This is a genomic window from Spirosoma terrae (assembly GCF_010435915.1).
Taxonomy (GTDB): domain Bacteria; phylum Bacteroidota; class Bacteroidia; order Cytophagales; family Spirosomataceae; genus Spirosoma; species Spirosoma terrae.
This window is the reverse complement of sequence record NZ_JAAFZH010000005.1, coordinates 201,747-218,754: the sequence shown is the minus strand read 5'-3', so window position 1 is coordinate 218,754 and position 17,008 is coordinate 201,747. Positions and strand designations below refer to the sequence as shown.

At 48.2% G+C, this 17,008-nt stretch carries 11 protein-coding genes and 1 CRISPR repeat array (1 of these 12 running past the window's edge); of the genes, 5 read left to right on the top strand and 6 right to left on the bottom strand.

Features of this window, described 5'->3' with window-relative positions; all coding sequences use genetic code 11:
- Window positions 1-1,218: direct repeats of the CRISPR family, unit length 30 nt; unit sequence ATTTCAATTCCACTACGGTACGATTAGAAG (it extends 3,675 nt beyond the left edge of the window).
- A gap of 348 nt (window positions 1,219-1,566) precedes the next feature.
- The 3 genes from GK108_RS13855 to GK108_RS13845 form a co-directional block, all read right to left on the bottom strand.
- On the bottom strand, window positions 1,567-3,024 hold the full coding sequence (locus GK108_RS13855; protein ID WP_163949092.1) for a SusD/RagB family nutrient-binding outer membrane lipoprotein: 1,458 nt from the start codon (window positions 3,022-3,024) through the stop codon (window positions 1,567-1,569).
- A gap of 12 nt (window positions 3,025-3,036) precedes the next feature.
- A complete protein-coding gene (locus tag GK108_RS13850) occupies window positions 3,037-6,291 on the bottom strand; it encodes a SusC/RagA family TonB-linked outer membrane protein (RefSeq protein ID WP_163949089.1) in 3,255 nt (1,084 codons plus the stop codon).
- A gap of 501 nt (window positions 6,292-6,792) precedes the next feature.
- Window positions 6,793-8,223, bottom strand: coding sequence for an aldehyde dehydrogenase family protein (locus GK108_RS13845; protein ID WP_163949085.1), 1,431 nt, complete (start codon window positions 8,221-8,223; stop codon window positions 6,793-6,795).
- Window positions 8,224-8,355: 132 nt separating this feature from the next.
- On the opposite strand from GK108_RS13845, the gene GK108_RS13840 reads away from it, so the two are divergent.
- The 4 genes from GK108_RS13840 (at window position 8,356) to GK108_RS13825 (ending at window position 13,752) form a co-directional block, all read left to right on the top strand.
- Window positions 8,356-9,543, top strand: coding sequence for a helix-turn-helix domain-containing protein (locus GK108_RS13840; RefSeq protein WP_163949082.1), 1,188 nt, complete (start codon window positions 8,356-8,358; stop codon window positions 9,541-9,543).
- A 310-nt stretch (window positions 9,544-9,853) separates the two neighbouring features.
- Window positions 9,854-10,609, top strand: coding sequence for a tRNA pseudouridine(38-40) synthase TruA (gene truA, locus GK108_RS13835; RefSeq protein ID WP_163949079.1), 756 nt, complete (start codon window positions 9,854-9,856; stop codon window positions 10,607-10,609).
- Window positions 10,610-10,688: 79 nt separating this feature from the next.
- The gene (locus GK108_RS13830) at window positions 10,689-11,297 is read left to right on the top strand and encodes a nucleotidyltransferase family protein (RefSeq protein WP_262887417.1); all 609 of its coding nucleotides are present in this window, start codon (window positions 10,689-10,691) and stop codon (window positions 11,295-11,297) included.
- Between the two features lie 112 nt (window positions 11,298-11,409).
- Window positions 11,410-13,752, top strand: coding sequence for a glycoside hydrolase family 65 protein (locus tag GK108_RS13825; protein ID WP_163949073.1), 2,343 nt, complete (start codon window positions 11,410-11,412; stop codon window positions 13,750-13,752).
- A 96-nt stretch (window positions 13,753-13,848) separates the two neighbouring features.
- On the opposite strand, the gene GK108_RS13820 is transcribed toward GK108_RS13825, so the two are convergent.
- The 3 genes from GK108_RS13820 to GK108_RS13810 all read right to left on the bottom strand — a co-directional run bounded on the left by GK108_RS13820 (window position 13,849) and on the right by GK108_RS13810 (window position 16,175).
- Window positions 13,849-14,712: a helix-turn-helix domain-containing protein gene (locus GK108_RS13820; RefSeq protein ID WP_246224892.1), complete on the bottom strand. Its 864-nt coding sequence runs from the start codon at window positions 14,710-14,712 to the stop codon at window positions 13,849-13,851.
- Between the two features lie 65 nt (window positions 14,713-14,777).
- The gene (locus GK108_RS13815; RefSeq protein WP_163949068.1) at window positions 14,778-15,683 is read right to left on the bottom strand and encodes an alpha/beta hydrolase; all 906 of its coding nucleotides are present in this window, start codon (window positions 15,681-15,683) and stop codon (window positions 14,778-14,780) included.
- 123 nt (window positions 15,684-15,806) lie between these two features.
- Complete coding sequence (locus GK108_RS13810; protein WP_163949065.1) at window positions 15,807-16,175, bottom strand: hypothetical protein; 369 nt, start codon at window positions 16,173-16,175, stop codon at window positions 15,807-15,809.
- 160 nt (window positions 16,176-16,335) lie between these two features.
- Between GK108_RS13810 and GK108_RS13805 the strand changes: the two genes are divergently transcribed.
- Window positions 16,336-16,983, top strand: coding sequence for a class I SAM-dependent methyltransferase (locus GK108_RS13805; RefSeq protein WP_163949061.1), 648 nt, complete (start codon window positions 16,336-16,338; stop codon window positions 16,981-16,983).
- Window positions 16,984-17,008 lie beyond the last annotated feature (25 nt).

Here is a 17,008-nt window from a genome sequence, read left to right as displayed (position 1 = left end):
TACGCATTTCAATTCCACTACGGTACGATTAGAAGTAACTGTAAATCAGCGTTACCATTTTTTCTGGTAAATTTCAATTCCACTACGGTACGATTAGAAGCGTGCCCGTTTTATAATAGGCGATGTCGCCGAGTATATTTCAATTCCACTACGGTACGATTAGAAGATAGTTGGCGCGATTGAACAATTGACGGGCGAATTACATTTCAATTCCACTACGGTACGATTAGAAGTGCCGCCTTTGCGCAGCTACTACTGGCACCGTTAACATTTCAATTCCACTACGGTACGATTAGAAGTTTTATGGAGCTGCCGACGATGTATTTTACCAAATATTTCAATTCCACTACGGTACGATTAGAAGCTGGAGATTGGCACCGACTTTACAACCTGGTGTAATATTTCAATTCCACTACGGTACGATTAGAAGACCAGTAGTAGTTTCTTCATTCCCCCGCCAGCCCCCATTTCAATTCCACTACGGTACGATTAGAAGTTTACTGGAGCTACGCATAAAATCCACATTACCTAATTTCAATTCCACTACGGTACGATTAGAAGAGGTACGGGGGGCGTTCAGCAAACCTATTCCGGCTCATTTCAATTCCACTACGGTACGATTAGAAGAGTTGGTCTTCATAGGTCGAAATTGCATCTTCCTTTATTTCAATTCCACTACGGTACGATTAGAAGATTGTAGTCGCGTCCCGCGTTTTCGTTATTAAGAAGATTTCAATTCCACTACGGTACGATTAGAAGGATGTTGGTAGGCTTTAGCCAAGATTGCTTTCTTGTATTTCAATTCCACTACGGTACGATTAGAAGATTTAAGCGTTCGTTTGCGAGGCTTGGCCTTGTCTTATTTCAATTCCACTACGGTACGATTAGAAGAGCAAACCGGGTGCCACCGCTGATCGAACTCATGACATTTCAATTCCACTACGGTACGATTAGAAGAAAGGTGAGTTTTAGCCCCGTCGCGGGAATCCCCCATTTCAATTCCACTACGGTACGATTAGAAGACAGGCACAGTAATGGAAATCGGACAGGTATTAAAATTTCAATTCCACTACGGTACGATTAGAAGGGTACTATCGGTATCCCATCCCCCGCCGGGTTCGTATTTCAATTCCACTACGGTACGATTAGAAGAACGTTAGACGAACTTAGACAAGTCGCCAGTCAAGCATTTCAATTCCACTACGGTACGATTAGAAGCCGTGAAGTTACAGATAAAAATAGGGCTTTGCGAAGCCCTGGACGTACTTATTTGAACAATATATTCTCGTAAAAGTCGTCGATCGGTAATCATACGAAAAGTAGCGCCGATCGACGACTTGCTGATTATCAAAACAGTATAACGAAAAACCGCTCTTTTTCGGTTATTTTTTCCGGTGATCAAAGAACAAATCCGGGCCAATTTGGCCGATCGACGCGCCAACATGGTTTACGCTACGTTGGTCGGTCAGTAAATATAGCATATACCCGTCGCATACGTAGCGGAATTATTACTCAAAAAGAAAGGCTGCCATCGGGCAACCTTTCAGTTCGTTATGCTGCAACAATTTATTTGGTATCCCAGAATACTTTGGTCGTTAGCTTATCACTGCCAATGGCCGCTGCGGCTGCTGCATAGTTGTTAATATTTGCATTTTGCTCCGAGTTTGGATAGGTGTAACGCAATGGAAAATCGCCCTGCGGAATGGGTGGTTTATTGAATGTCGGATAGTCGAACCGGCGGTACTCGGTCCAGGCTTCCAGCCCCCGATTGAACAAGGCCAGGTACTTCTGGCGAGCGATTTTCTGAAGTGGCGTTGATCCGGTAGCCGTGGCAAAAGCGACTGTTGGTTCGGTCAGATACGTAGTGGCCGCTGCCGCTGTGCCGCCCCAATACAGAATCGACGCTGTAATCCCCGCATTATAGAAACTTTCAGCCGTCCCCCCTACTGAATAACCGCGTGCTGCGGCTTCGGCCAGATAGAACGCAATTTCATCGTACGACAACAAAACGCCGGGTGTAGTCGTAGCCGTCATAGCCGCCCCCGCTTTCGAGTACGTGATGTAAGCATTACTACGTCCGTAGATACCGCCACTATAGCCGCCCGCATTGTCTTTGGTATAATACAGTGTAATACGAGGATCGTTGGATGCCTTTAGCATATCCATCATCGTATTCGACGCTACGTAGTCTTCGCGCGAACTCTGAATCAGCCCAACCCAGATTGGATTGGTGTTTGGCGTTGTCGACAAATAAACCAGCGCTGCGTTATCGCTGTTGGCTTTAAAAACACCAGCCGTTACGGCCGATTCGGCGATCGACTTTGCTTTCGTTGAATTCACATCGGCCAGGGTCATGGCCATTCGTAGTTTGAGCGAATTGGCGAATTTAAGCCAGCTGGCTACGTTGCCTTTGTAGATCAGATCGGCAGACCCGAAGCTGTCAGCACCCGTTTTTAACTGCGAAATAGCTTTATCAAGTCGTGTAAACAGATCGTCATAAATGGCCGCTGCATCGTCGTATTGAGGCACCAGATTGTCGGGATTCAGGGCTTCGGATTTCAGACCACTGCCGCTGGCCCCCGCATACGGAACATTACCGAACGTATTGACCAGCAGGGAATACGTATAGACTTCCATGATCTCGATAATGGCCAGTTTGTTCTGGTCAACGTCGGGATACAGACTTGGTTTTGCCTTGATCAGCGTTTTGGCTTCTTTATAATCGAGCAGTACGTCGCGGTACATCGATACCCAGAATCCGCTCCCTACGTCGACCAGGTTATAGGCAGTCGTACTGAAATAGGTTGTTTCGGCAAATTGCTGAGCCATCAGTTTGAAGGTAAAACCGTAGGTCACCGCATCGGTCAGATTTCGGGTGGCGTTGCTAAAAAAGGTTTCGCCCGGCACGCTCCCCGTCTGATAAGCTTTGGGGTTCGTATTGATGGAGGTTATGTCGTCATTACATGACGTAGTCACTACCAGAAGCAGTGCTGCCGCATATAACGCCTTTATTAGTTTCTTCATGATAATCAGGAATTAGAATGTCGCTTTGATGTTAAAACCGAGTGTCCGTACGTTCGGCAGACTACCCACCTGTACGCCCTGAATGTTACCAGCGCCTAGGTTATCTTCAGGATCGGCATAAGGAATATTCTTGTGGATGATCCATAGGTTACGCCCCACAACCGACACAGACAGGCTGCGCAGTGGGTCCAGTTTCGACATCAGCGAAGCCGGCAACGAGTAGGTCAGCAACACCTCACGCAGTTTCACATAACTCGCGTCATATACGTAGCGGTGGGTGGGTCCAATGGTCAGCGTACCCGCTTGCGGATAATCTAGCATATTCAGGCGAGTTTTATTGACATTGCCATCCGGATTGACGCCGGACAGCAGAATACCGCCCCCTTCGGATACCGGGCTCCGCACCAGCTTGCCTAACTCATTGACACCGGCGCTCTCTTCGTACAGACCCGTAGCCAGACCGTAGTACATATCGATAGACAGGATATCACCACCTTTTTTGGCATCGAGCAGGAAGCCGAATGATACGTTCTTATACGTAAAAGTGTTCTGCAAACCACCCGTCCATTTTGGGTTTATGTTGCCGATTTCGTTGGTGGTTGTAGTCGTTCGCAGATACCGCCCGGTCGTTGCATCGACAGTTGGCTGACCATTCGTGTAGATGTAGTCCGTTCCGTAGAGCGTACCGTAGCTCTTGCCAAGGGGAGCATTGGTAGAACCGCTGGCCTGGAAATCGCCGTTCGGTAGCGCGAAGTTCGTTACGTTGTCGTACAGCTTCGCCACTTTATTTCGAATACGGGTCCAGTTCAGGTTAACATCCCATTTGAAGCCCCCCACTTTCACGGGCGTTCCGGTCAGCGACACTTCTAAGCCTTTGTTTTCCAGAATACCGGCGTTTACGTATTTCGAGTTATAACCGGTTGCCGTTGAGACCGTTACGGGAATGATCTGATCGACAGACTGCGAGTTGAAGTACGTTACGTCCAAACCGATACGTCCATCGAGGAACGATGTCTCGATACCTGCTTCATAGCTTTTGGTACGTTCGGGGCGCAGTTTGTTATTGTTTTTTGTACCGGGTACCGAGAACAGTGGGATGGAACCGAAAGCCGTCGGTTTATCATACAGATCGGCCAGCGCATTAAACGGCGCATCGGCCCCTACCTCCGCATAGTTCAGACGTAATTTTCCGAACGTGAAAACCGGGTTCTCCTGAATAAATTTGGAGAAGACAAAGCTGGTCGAAATCTGACCGTAGTTATAAGCATTGTTGCCAGCAGGTAGCGTAGATGCTACGTCTCTCCGATACGATCCATTCAGGAAAATGAAGTCCTTATAGCCCACTTCAGCATCCGCGAAGTAACCATTCACCTGCTTGTTCAGGTAGTAGCCCTGCTCGTTCGGGGCTTCGATCGGGTTGACCGAGTTCGACAGCGCATAAATTTTGGGAACAACGAGTCCGCCGTTGGTTTGTGCGCTCATACCACTCTGCTGCGTTTGCCGAATATTGACGCCCAACGCACCCTTTACCGACACGTTTGGGGTAATGTTCTTATTCCCCGTCAGTAACAAATCGTAGTTATACTCCTTGAACGACAAATCCCGACGAACGTAGCGTCCCTGCGGGTAGACGATACTACCAACAGCTGTCCGTTCCTCCTGAATCTGCGTATACGTATCCAGCGACACCCGGCCCATGATATTCAGCCAGTCGGTGATTTTGTAGTCCAATTTGGTAAAGCCCAGATAACGCAGACGGCTGTCGTTCGGAGCGTTTTCGTAGGCCGCAAAGTAGGGATTATCCCAGTAGATGATGCCGGTTTTGTTCGGCAATCCGCTGGCCCAGTTCCAGGTAATGTTCTGGCCAGTACGTTTGTAAGCGGCTTCCTGCTCTTTCACATCGACGTTTACTTCCCACCACTCGCGGAAACTGGAAATGTTGTTGTTTCCGCCGTATCCCTGCGCATAACGCCCACGGCCATCAACATTAGTAAAGTTAATCGAAGCCGTAGCCGTCAGTTTCTTCACGATTTCGTAGGATGCACTGAAATTCAGATAATCCTTTTTCAGGTGGCTGTTTGGCTGAATGCCTTTGTCTTTGTTCAGTGTATAGCCCAGCTTGAAGAATCCTTTTTCATTACCGCCATCAATCGTGATGCTGTTGTTAGTGGTTACGCCCTGCTCAAAGAACGAAAACGGATCGTTGGCCGCCCCTACCCAGGGCGTTGCTTTCCGGTACGTTGGCGAGGTAGGATCACCAAAGGCATTCCATTGATACACCAGCAGACTCGGATCGAACGGAGCACCTACCGACGCATCTTCGTACGTTGGCACAATGTTGTCGAGCTTACCGTCGCCATCTACGTCGGCCTGATCGAAATAGCCATCTCCGGTTGGACCGTAGTATTTCCCGTAACCACCGCCATACTGTTTCTGATACTTCGGGAAGGTACTTTTATCGGCATTGCTGAACGTAACGCCCGTGTTGAGCGTAACGCCCAGTCCTTTTTTACGCCCTTTTTTGGTCGTGATAAACACCACGCCGTTCGATGCCCGCGAACCGTATAAGGCCGTAGCGGCCGGTCCTTTCAGAATAGTTGTATTCTCGATATCATCAGGGTTGACATCGGCGGCTGCGTTACCATAATCATACCCGGCCGTTCCCCGGCTGGTACGCGATGCATTATTGGTTGAGTTATCAATCGGCACCCCATCGACCACAAAGAGCGCCTGATTGGAGCCGTTGAGCGATTTCCACCCCCGAATCACGATACCCGTAGAGCCCCCCAGACTGTTATTTTTCTGGATCTGTACACCAGCCACTTTACCCGAAAGCGCGTTCACGAAGTTGGCATCACGCGTGGCGCTGATAGCATCACCCCCAACGGTTTGGGCGGCATAGGAAAGCTCATTTCTGGTTTTCAGAATCCCCTGAGCCGTAACGACGATTTCAGTCAGTTGCTTCGTGTCGCTCACCAGCACAATGTCAATAGTGGAGCGGCCATTTACGGATTCTTCGACGGTTTTATGACCGATGAATGAAAAAACCAACGTAGTGTTAGGCGAAGGCACAATGATTCTGTAGACCCCGCTGGCATCGGTTACGATACCGCTCGATGTGCCCTTGAGCACTACGTTTACGCCCGGCAAGGGGCTACCGTCTTCGGAGGAGGTTACTTTTCCGGAAACCGTTCGATTCTGGGCATAAACGACGGTCGAGACCAAAAGAAGTACTCCTCCCAATCCTGAGAGTAATAATTGCCTCATGAACTAATCTGTTTAAGTTAAGAAAGAAGTAATTGATTATAAATTTAGAAGAATATAAATCAGAATAAAATACTGCATAATCAATTAAATAAAGTCTATAATTTTATTAAATAGTATTTAAATCTATCTTAAATTTTATAAAGGAATAATTTTTCACTATAAAAAATAAAATGAATTACTATAATTATCCTATTACAACCCGCTTTGACAGAAATACTCATCATCTCGACTTACTTCTACCTATAAAAACAGGCACGTCATTTAATCAAATTTTAATTTCCTCTGGAATTACAACGCGACTGCCATCACCTATCTACCAGGTAACCAACCAATAAGGCTTCAATTTTTTAGAATCTGAATAAAAGTTACCTATCATCACTTCAGAGGCAAAACGGAGCAGGCCACGAACAGAACATGAGTAAAACCCGTAGTATGGCATAAACACGAGCAGGCCTATCGGTAATGATAGACCTGCTCGTATAAATAACCTCGTATGAGTGTTTAAAGGTACTTACCAATAAACCGAATTAATTTCCTAACGGTATCTGTATACGGCGGATAAATAAATTTCATTGTCCCGAAATCACGCTGCATGATGCCCCGATGATTCGAAAACTCCTGAAAGCTGAAAAATCCATTCGACTTACCAAAACCGCTGTTGTTTACGCCCCCAAACGGTAATTCGGAATTACTAAAATGAATCAGCGTTTCGTTGATCACCGTATCACCGGCCGATGTCCGGTTGATAATGTAATCGATGGTCTGACGGTTTCGGCTGTGGATATACAGCGCCAGTGGCTTGTCGCGCTCGTTCACAACGGCCAGGGCCTCGTCGAGATCCGTATACGTTAACACCGGAAGGATTGGGCCAAAAATTTCTTCGTGCATGATCAGCATATCGGACGTAACGCGCTCCAGAATAGTTGGCTCAATAAAGTTCTGGGATGCGTCCATCGTCCCACCCATGCTAACGACGGCCCCTTTCGCAACAGCCTCGTCAACCAGATTCCGAAGCCGTTCAAAATGCCGGCTGTTTACAATCCGGGCGTAGCTGTCTGAATCCACAACAGGCTTATTGTCACCCCTATACATAGCCGAAACAGCCGCTCTAAACGCTTGCAGAAAATTGTCTTTAACGGATTGATGAACCAGTACATAATCGGGTGCAATGCAGGTTTGCCCGTTGTTAACACATTTACCCCAGGCCAGCCGTTCAGCCGATTGTTTGATGTTCGCCGTTTCATCGACGATGGCGGGCGACTTGCCGCCCAACTCCAGTGTAACCGATGCCAGCTGTTTGGCAGCGGCTGTCATCACGACTCGACCAACTGCCGGACTTCCCGTAAAGAAAATATGGTTGAATGGCATCTCTAGTAATGCTGTCGACACTTCGGCATCACCTTCAAACACATCGACTTCTTCCACCGGAAACAATTCCTCAATCATACGGCTGATCAATTTGGCGGTATTGGGCGTCAGCTCGGAAGGTTTAATTATGGCTACGTTACCAGCTGCAATAGCCGAAACCAGCGGACGAATCGCCAGCACAAACGGATAATTCCAGGGAGCTATAATCAGCACTACCCCTTTGGGTTCATACCGGATATAGCTTTTTGTCCCAATCAGAACCGTTGGTGTTGGCAAACGGTGCGACTTCATCCAGTTGCCCAGGTGTTGAATGGTATAGTTGATTTCCGAACGTAACGCCATCAGCTCAGCCAGCGATACTTCGGCGGCTGGCTTGCGAAAATCCTCGTACATAGCCTGCTGAATAGCCTCCTCGTGTTTATCGACCCACTTCCCGATCCGCCTGATTCGTTCGATACGTTGCGCGGCCGTGGTAAGTGCCATTTGAGCGGCATGCTGGCGCTGAGCCGTAAAAACGCTACGTATTGTATCGTGCAGATCGTTGGCTGAGAATATAGTATGCATAGTGCGGACAGGAATTGAAGCCGATTAACCAAAAGAATACCCTAAAAGTACAAATAGTTAGTAGTATAGGGCAACGTTGGCTTTTAAAACGTGAAACGTTTATATTAGCTGAAACTTTAGCCAACCCAACGGATGACGCTTGTCAGTGATAACATCCGCTATCTGCGCAAACTCAATGGGCTAACGCAGGAGCAATTCTCCCGAAAAATCAATATAAAACGTTCGTTGTTAGGGGCCTACGAAGAAGGACGCGCCAACCCGAACCAGCAAAATATTCAGGCCATCGCCAAGGCTTTTAATACAACGGTTGAACTACTTACCCGTCAGGACCTACGTAAAATCCGTGAAACGCCAAGTTTAAGCATACCGTTAGGCCAATCGAGCAAACCCGCCGGACGTAGTGATTCGACCGGCATTCGGTCAGACGGCAAACTGGATTCGACCGATGATGATCCATTCCAGCATCCCGATTTTCCAGACATTTTCGCCCAGCCGAGCCAACCGGCAGCAACTCCCGAGCCAAAGCCATTATCGTCGGTACTAAACCACTATTACCGGCCTCAGGAAGAGCCCCGTCGCTCAGCTGAACGGCCTGCCCCAACGCCACCCGTCATTACGTCGCCGGTACGGCCGCACCAGGAAGCCCAGACCCCGGAACGATCGCCATCGATACCCTTTTCGGCGAATCAATCGGGCGCTGATCCGTCGGCGGTTGATCAGTTATTTGCTCATTCAGGCTCGGGATCAGTCTCTCGTCAACCCGACGTATTGACGTTCAACAACGTGTACGAAGGATCGAATACAGTAGCCCGGCAACCATCGTCGTCTCAATCCATTGCTCCAACGATTCCGGTTGTCATGCAACATCAGTTTGCGGACTATGGGAAGCGCTTTCAGCAGAGTGAGTATTTACATCGCCTGCCCGCCATGCACCTGCCAACGCTTCCGCAGGGCCATTATCGGGCGTTTGAAGCGGATGCCGATTTTGTGTTTCCCGGTGCGCTGCTGGTAGGTCAGTTTGTTCGAAACTGGTTCGATATTGCCGACGGCAAATTATACGTATTACTGATTCAGCGCCAGCGGACAGAGGGCGTAACAATTCAGTGCCGCAGGGTCTATAACCAGGTCAAAATAAAAGGAACCTTACTGCTCACCGCCGATAAAGCGGGCATTCCCAATCAGGAAATCGCCCTAAAAGACGTAGTGGAAGTCTGGGACGTTTGTGCGTTTGTCAGTCAGCAGATGCCTCAACCGGCCCCGAGCACGGAACGACTTAAACAGCTGGTCGATGAGTTACGGTTTGAGGTCGAACGGTTATAAACGAGCATTTACAGGGCCATTCACTCACTATCTTCCTGATTTCAACAGACTTAAAAGCCTTCCATAGTACCTTCGTGTTTATTTCGTAGATCGTCTGTCATAACCAACGAACCTTAAGGTAATCTGTTTAAAAACAGCGATTTACAACAGCCAACGGCTAATTTTCGTACTTTCCTCTTTTGAGAGGGCTCGGCTTTGAAGATCTTTAGTTAATCTTCGTTGCAAAGCCCTCTTTTCATATCTTCTTTCGTCCTCTCAAAATTCCGCAAGTACGTAAAGTCACAAACGACAGTTTACCTTTGTGGCTACTATGCGTTATTTTCTTGAACTAGCTTATCGAGGTAGTAAGTATCACGGCTGGCAACGTCAGCCTAACGGTCTGAGCGTCCAGGAAGTGCTCGAAACAGCATTGACAACGGTATTTCGACAACCGATTGCTATCGTTGGCAGTGGCCGAACCGATACGGGCGTTCACGCGGGCCAGCAATTTGCACACTTCGAAACCGATCTAGCTATTCCTAAAAATCTGCTACGTTCGCTAAACAGCCTGATTCCGAACGACATTGCCGTGTATGATTGCTTTCCCGTTCGGTCAGACGATCATGCGCGCTACACCGCTACGTCCCGGTATTACCAGTACTCGATTATCCGTAGGAAAGATCCGTTCCGGGATGGACTAGCTTATCTGTTTACGTTGCCGCTGTCTGTAGATCGAATGAACGAAGCAGCCAGCCTTCTGCTGAAACATACCGATTTTGAGAGTTTCAGTAAAGTAAAGACGGATGTCAAAACGTTTAACTGCCGAATCGATTTTGCGTACTGGACTGTCGATACCAATGGCGACCTGCAGTTTCATATAAAAGCGAATCGGTTTTTGCATGGTATGGTCAGAGCCATTGTTGGTACGTTGCTCGATGTTGGTCAGAACCGGCTTGGCGTTCCCGACTTCGAGCAGGTTATTCTAGCCCTCGACCGACGGAGAGCGGGCCGGGCGGCCCCGGCCGATGGCTTATCGCTGGTTGAAGTTGGCTACCCCGACGAAGTATTTCAGCATCGAGCGCGTTAACGTCGAACAGGTATTGCCGATCTTTTTGGTCTACCCACTTTCAGTTTTTTCATTATCTTTATTAAAAACAGTATTTATCTTGAAAATAGGAACGATTATCCTGGCTGCTGGCGCATCAACGCGTATGGGTGGCGAACCCAAGCAATTACTACACTACAAAGGCCAGTCGCTGATGCGCCGGATTTCGGAAACAGCGCTGGCTACGCAGGCGGGTCCGGTGGTGGTTGTTCTGGGCGCCAACCGGGAACGGATCGTCCCTGAATTGGCCGGACTCCCCCTCACGCTGGTCGACAACGCAGCCTGGCAAACGGGCATGGCCTCGTCACTTAAAACGGGCTTGGCTGCCCTGTACATTACCCACAAAGACATCGACGCCGTCATGGTGCTCCTGACCGACCAACCCCTGGTTTCAGTCGGCTTACTACTCCATATGCTCGATACGTATGTGAATAACGACAAGGGTATTATTGCCTGTCGATACGACGATCAATTGGGAGTACCGGTACTTTTCGACCGGAACTACATCGAACAGATGCTTCAGCTGGAAGGCGACAAAGGCGCTAAATGGATCATTGTCAAACACCGGCAGGATTGTATTGAAGTCCCCTTTGAGGCCGGAGCCATTGATCTTGATTCCAAACGCGATGTTGAACTCTTTGCACAGGCCCAGCTGGGAACTATTCCGTAGCAACCTCAGGAATTAACTAATTTTGTGCCGCTTATCCAGCATTTTTAAGCAATATTGCTTACCTCTGTGCCTCTGCACGAACCTAATACCGTTTGAACTAACCTACTATTGAATGAAAAATTATATTACCCAGGCCCCCTGGAGTATTGTTGAGGAGGGCTTTCACCGTGACTTCAATGAAATTTCTGAAAGTGTGATGTCGCTCGGCAACGGGCGATTTGGGCAACGGGGCAACTTCGAGGAAAAATTCACCGGCAAAACGCTGCAGGGCAACTACGTAGCCGGCGTTTATTATCCCGACAAAACCCGCGTTGGCTGGTGGAAAAACGGCTATCCGGATTATTTTGCCAAAGTACTGAATGCGGCTAACTGGATTGGGATCGATATTGATGTAGAGTACGAATCACTGGATCTTAATCAGTGCGACGTCCGCGAGTTTCGGCGGGAGCTCAACATGCAGGAAGGCTACCTCGAACGGTCGTTTATTGCTACGTTGAAAAGTGGGAAAGAGCTGCAGGTAAATGCCAAACGGTTTTGTTCGATTGTTGACGACGAAGCCGGAGCCATCCGGTACGCCTTCAAACCCCTGAATTTCGACGCCAAAATCACCATTACGCCCTATATCGACGGGTCTATCCGAAACCGGGATGCGAACTACGACGAAACGTTCTGGGACGAAGTTCGTAAAGAAACCGGCTACGGAGAAGCCTATATCGAACTGCGCACCCGTAAAACCGGCTTCCACGTAGCAACGGGGATGTGCGTTGAAATTGAACAGGACGGTGTAAAAATCGACTATCAATCCCAGCCGATTAAGTACGAGAAGTACGTAGCAAATCGGATGACGCTCGACTGTCGGCAGGATCAGGAAACGGTGATTTATAAATATGCCGTCAATCTTTCATCCTTGAATTACGACCCGGATACCATCTTCAAAGAGGCCCGTCAGAGCATGCAGCGGGTTAGCCGGAAAGGGTTCGACAAGATGCTCTTCGAACAACGGCAGGCCTGGGCCGATAAATGGAAAATGAACGATATCGTTATTGACGGCGATGTGGCGGCTCAGCAGGGTATCCGATTCAATATCTTTCAACTTAATCAAACCTATACCGGCGAAGACGAGCGATTAAATATTGGTCCCAAAGGCTTCACGGGTGAGAAATACGGCGGTTCTACCTACTGGGATACCGAAGCCTACTGTTTACCCTTCTACCTCGCCACTGCCGATCAGAAAGTAGCCCGCAACCTCCTGATTTATCGATACAAACAGCTGGGCAAAGCCATCGAAAATGGACGAAAACTGGGCTTTCGAGCCGGGGCGGCCTTGTATCCGATGGTGACCATGAACGGCGAAGAATGCCATAACGAATGGGAGATCACCTTCGAAGAGATTCACCGCAACGGAGCTATCGCCTACGCCATCTACGACTATATCCGTTATACGGGCGATGAACACTATCTGGTCGACTACGGGCTGGAAGTACTCATTGCCATCAGTCGCTTCTGGAGCCAGCGCGTCAATTGGTCGAAAGAGAAGTCGAAATATGTAATGCTGGGCGTAACGGGTCCTAACGAATACGAAAACAACGTCAACAACAACTGGTATACCAACTACATTGCGGCCTGGACGTTACGCTATACGATTGAAGCGGTAGCGAAAGTAAAATCCCTGAATCCCGACCAATACGCTGATCTGATTGACCGAATTCACTTCCGCGAAGAGAAAGAGATCGAGAAAGCAACCCATATTGTGGAAAACATGTACTTCCCCTACGACCCGGAACGGCAGGTGTTTTTACAACAGGATGGTTTTCTCGACAAAGAGATCATGCCCGTATCTGACATTCCGAAGGGTCAGCGGCCCATTAACCAGAACTGGTCGTGGGATCGGATACTACGTTCCTGCTTCATCAAACAGGCCGATGTCTTGCAGGGACTCTACTTTTTCGAGGATGAATTCGACACCGAAACGGTACGTCGCAATTTCGATTTCTACGAACCAATGACGGTACACGAGTCGTCGCTCTCGCCCTGCGTGCACAGCATCCAGGCGTCCAAACTGGGACTGCGCGACAAGGCCTACGAAATGTATCTGCGTACGGCCCGGCTCGATCTGGATGACTACAACAACGATACGGAAGACGGCTGCCACATCACCAGTATGGCCGGAACCTGGCTGGCCGTAGTCAAAGGCTTTGGCGGGCTACGTATCGAAAAAGGAGAAGAAAACCATTCACAGCTGGTATTGAATCCGTACTGTCCTACACATTGGCAGGCACTGGCCTTCAAGATTCGTTTTCAGGGCGCTTTGCTACAGATCACCACCACACAGTTGGACGTAGTGATCGAAAATTTCTCCAGCCATCCTGTTACGTTGCTGCTCTTTGGCCAATCCGTAACGGTAAACGCAACCAGCCAGGAACAGGTGAGCATCAGCCCGGCAGCTACGGTTTAGACCAATCGTTTTTTCACTATTTACCCAGAACACCCCGAAAGGTTAACGCTTTCGGGGTGTTCTTTTTCCAGGCACTTTAATAGCGTTCGCCTTTAGTCAATTATACATACGCCGAAATGCCAACGGTGACGTATTATTCTTTTTCCTGAAGAATTTATTAAACGATTGAGGGTGCTCAAACCCTAGCTGATACGCTATTTCGGCAACAGACAGGTTAGTGGCTGCTAGGTAGAACCTGGCTTTCTCCAGTATCTTTTCCTGAATATGCTGCCGGGCATTTTGTCCGGTTAGGGACCGTAATACATCACTGAGGTAGCTGGGAGATACATGTAGCTGGGATGCTACATAATCAACCGAAACATGTCCACTTTCCAGTCCCAAGCCTTTCTCAAAATAGGCCTCAAGCACTCGCTCCAGGTTGGCCAGTAAATCCTTATTAGCCGCCTTCCGGGTAACAAATTGTCGCCCGTAAAAGCGGTTACTATAGCTGAGCAACAGATCAATCTGTGATAGAATAATATCCTGTGTGTGCTGATCAATATGCTGGCATTCCTGATCAATTTTCCTGAAAATCTCCAGCATATCAGCTTCTTCTCTTGCCGACAGATGTAAGGCTTCATGAAGGGCATAGGCGAAGAAGCCGTATTGATTTATTTTCTCCAAAACTGACGATTTCAACAGAAAATCAGGATGAACTAATAATACGTATCCCCTTCCAACTTCCTGTTGCGAATCCTGATCTACCATAACATGCGATTGCAATTGCCGGGGCGCAGTAAAACTCATTACGCCTGTATCAAAGTCGTAATATTGTTGTCCGTATCTGGCCTTTGCCTGTACATTCCGTTTTAACGATACGGTGTAAAAGTTCAAAAAGAAATGCTCCCAATCGGTGGTGGGATTGAGTTTAATGTCTTCTACCCGTACAACACTTACCAAAGGATGGAGAGACTCAGGCAAGGAAAGTAGTTGATGAAACTGTGATATGGAGTTAATCTGTTGCATATCCGTGCTTCCCAATCCGATTATAAATTCTCCTTGTAAAACGGAATCAATTTCTCAAGCGCCTGTCCCGTTGCTTCTGGCTGATCGTATAAATCATAGTGACTGGCCCCGTGAACAACATGAATACGTTTGTTACTGGAAGCCGCTTTATTGTAGAGGTCAAAACCATCTCTGTACGAGCCAAAAGCGCCTACTTTATCACCAACAATAACCATCAAGGGCTGGGTCAGCAAACGCTCGGCATAATGAAAAGCGTCAAACGTTATCAAGGCAGACATACTGGTAAAGCGAAGCTTATTACAGGATGTTGGGTAACTGCCCCTTGGTGTTCTATAATAATCGATAGCTTCCAGCATATCAAATTCGGCCAGGCCAGCCCGCTCGGCCTCTTCGGCGGAATCCGGTGTCCAGCTGGTAATCATAGCGTCGGCTCCTCTGGCCTCTGCGGTACGTTGTTTACTAACCGCTTCGAGGGTTTGTAGTGGATTTAATTCGCCAAACGCGCGACCTGCATTCGTGGCCACAACGGTTCCTACTACTTTTATACGGCGCTCCGTTAAAGCAGCATTGGCAGCATAGCCACCACCAGCACAAATACCTAAGACACCAATGCGATTTTCGTCAACAAACGTTACTGTTGTCAGATAATCAACGGCACAACGAATGTCTTCCACACGGGTAGCCGGATCTTCCAGATAACGGGGTACGCCCCCACTTTCGCCCTGAAAGGACGCATCAAACGCTAGTGTAATAAAACCCGTTTGCGCTAATTTTTCAGCATATAAACCGGCCGTTTGTTCTTTCACGCTACTTCCAGGATGCACGCAGACGATGGCACTGTATTTTTTTGATTGGTCGAACGGCTCGGGGAAATACATGTGGGCGGCAATATCCCAATTTCTGTTTTTGACTGTTACGTTTTGCATGTTTTTAGTATGTCTTTCTACCATGCAAATGTCATCAACGGCAATCAGGACAATGTTTCCCAATCGGGGATTGTTGTATCCAAACTGAGCGTTCGCTTCGCAGGAGGCATCAAATCATTACTCCTAATCCGTAAAGAACGTGAAACCGCTTAATGGCATAGGGTCGTCCGGGGTTATATCCGACAGATCGCCAACGAAATCCAGTCGTATTGATACCGGCTTTTCGGTACGTAGCAGTTCGTAATACGCAGCAAACTCGTCGATAGGAATTGTTGTGCCCCCCCGATACGTACTGTCGGGTAGTTTTTCCAGTTTCCCGGTCGATGCATTCCTGGCTTCTGGTACAAAGCTCAGAATATACAGTTGTAGATTATCCGCATTTGGCGCCAGGTGCAAATGAATGAACCGGTTCCGATAAGGTAATTGATTGGGCGTATTACCGTGTGCAAACAACACAGAATAAGAAGCAATTTCAGCGATCAGCGTAGCCATAAGTTTGCGTATCGTGGATAGTTTTGGCTGTAATTGTATAGTTCTACCAACGGTACGGCAAATTAGTTTAGTGTTCGGTAGTAGCTTTACGAAAGCCTTATTATAACGACCTGGCCCAGCTGTCTATTTATATTTATTACCGAATGGCGAAACAGGCATCATGAACTACAGACCCAAATCCGTCGCCCAATTCGACTGGGTAGCTCCAATTTACGATTTACTGTCCAGCCTTGTCTTCGGCCGCAAATTACAGGATGCTCAAACTGCATTTCTAAGCGACATTCCCGACGGTGCTTCGGTGCTGGTGGTTGGCGGAGGAACCGGCCAGACGCTGGAAAAATTATCCCAGCTGGCCAGGCCAAAACACATTCTTTTTCTGGATTCATCGGCCCGGATGGTTTCTCTCGCCACCGAGCGGATGCTCAATACTCCCATTTTTGCCTCGATCGAATTCCGGGTAGGCGACGTAATGACGCTGGAAAGTCCCCCCTCGTTCGACGTAGTACTGACGCCATTTCTGCTGGATCTATTCAATGAAGCAACGCTACGTCAGCAGCTTATTCCGACAGTGTTGTCAGTATTAAAGTCAGATGGTTTATGGCTGGTCACCGATTTTGTGCGCACACCGGTCTGGTGGCAAAAAGCACTGTTGTGGATCATGATCTGCTTTTTTCGACTCACCGCCGGAATCGGCATCAAACAGCTAGCCAATTGGCAGCAAGAGCTCAGTCTGGCCGGACTACTACGTAAACGCCAGGCAAGCGCCGTTGATGGTATGGTGTCTACGGAAGTTTGGCAACGAACTTAGTCAATTAAAATCACCCACAGAGGCA

Bases quoted from the DNA above. Each gene is read 5' to 3' on its own strand.
- GK108_RS13855 (WP_163949092.1), bottom strand. From the start codon at position 3,024: ATGAAGAAACTAATAAAGGCGTTATATGCGGCAGCACTGCTTCTGGTA.
- GK108_RS13850 (WP_163949089.1), bottom strand. From the start codon at position 6,291: ATGAGGCAATTATTACTCTCAGGATTGGGAGGAGTACTTCTTTTGGTC.
- GK108_RS13845 (WP_163949085.1), bottom strand. From the start codon at position 8,223: ATGCATACTATATTCTCAGCCAACGATCTGCACGATACAATACGTAGC.
- GK108_RS13840 (WP_163949082.1), top strand. From the start codon at position 8,356: ATGACGCTTGTCAGTGATAACATCCGCTATCTGCGCAAACTCAATGGG.
- truA (WP_163949079.1), top strand. From the start codon at position 9,854: ATGCGTTATTTTCTTGAACTAGCTTATCGAGGTAGTAAGTATCACGGC.
- GK108_RS13825 (WP_163949073.1), top strand. From the start codon at position 11,410: ATGAAAAATTATATTACCCAGGCCCCCTGGAGTATTGTTGAGGAGGGC.
- GK108_RS13815 (WP_163949068.1), bottom strand. From the start codon at position 15,683: ATGCAAAACGTAACAGTCAAAAACAGAAATTGGGATATTGCCGCCCAC.
- GK108_RS13810 (WP_163949065.1), bottom strand. From the start codon at position 16,175: ATGGCTACGCTGATCGCTGAAATTGCTTCTTATTCTGTGTTGTTTGCA.
- GK108_RS13805 (WP_163949061.1), top strand. From the start codon at position 16,336: ATGAACTACAGACCCAAATCCGTCGCCCAATTCGACTGGGTAGCTCCA.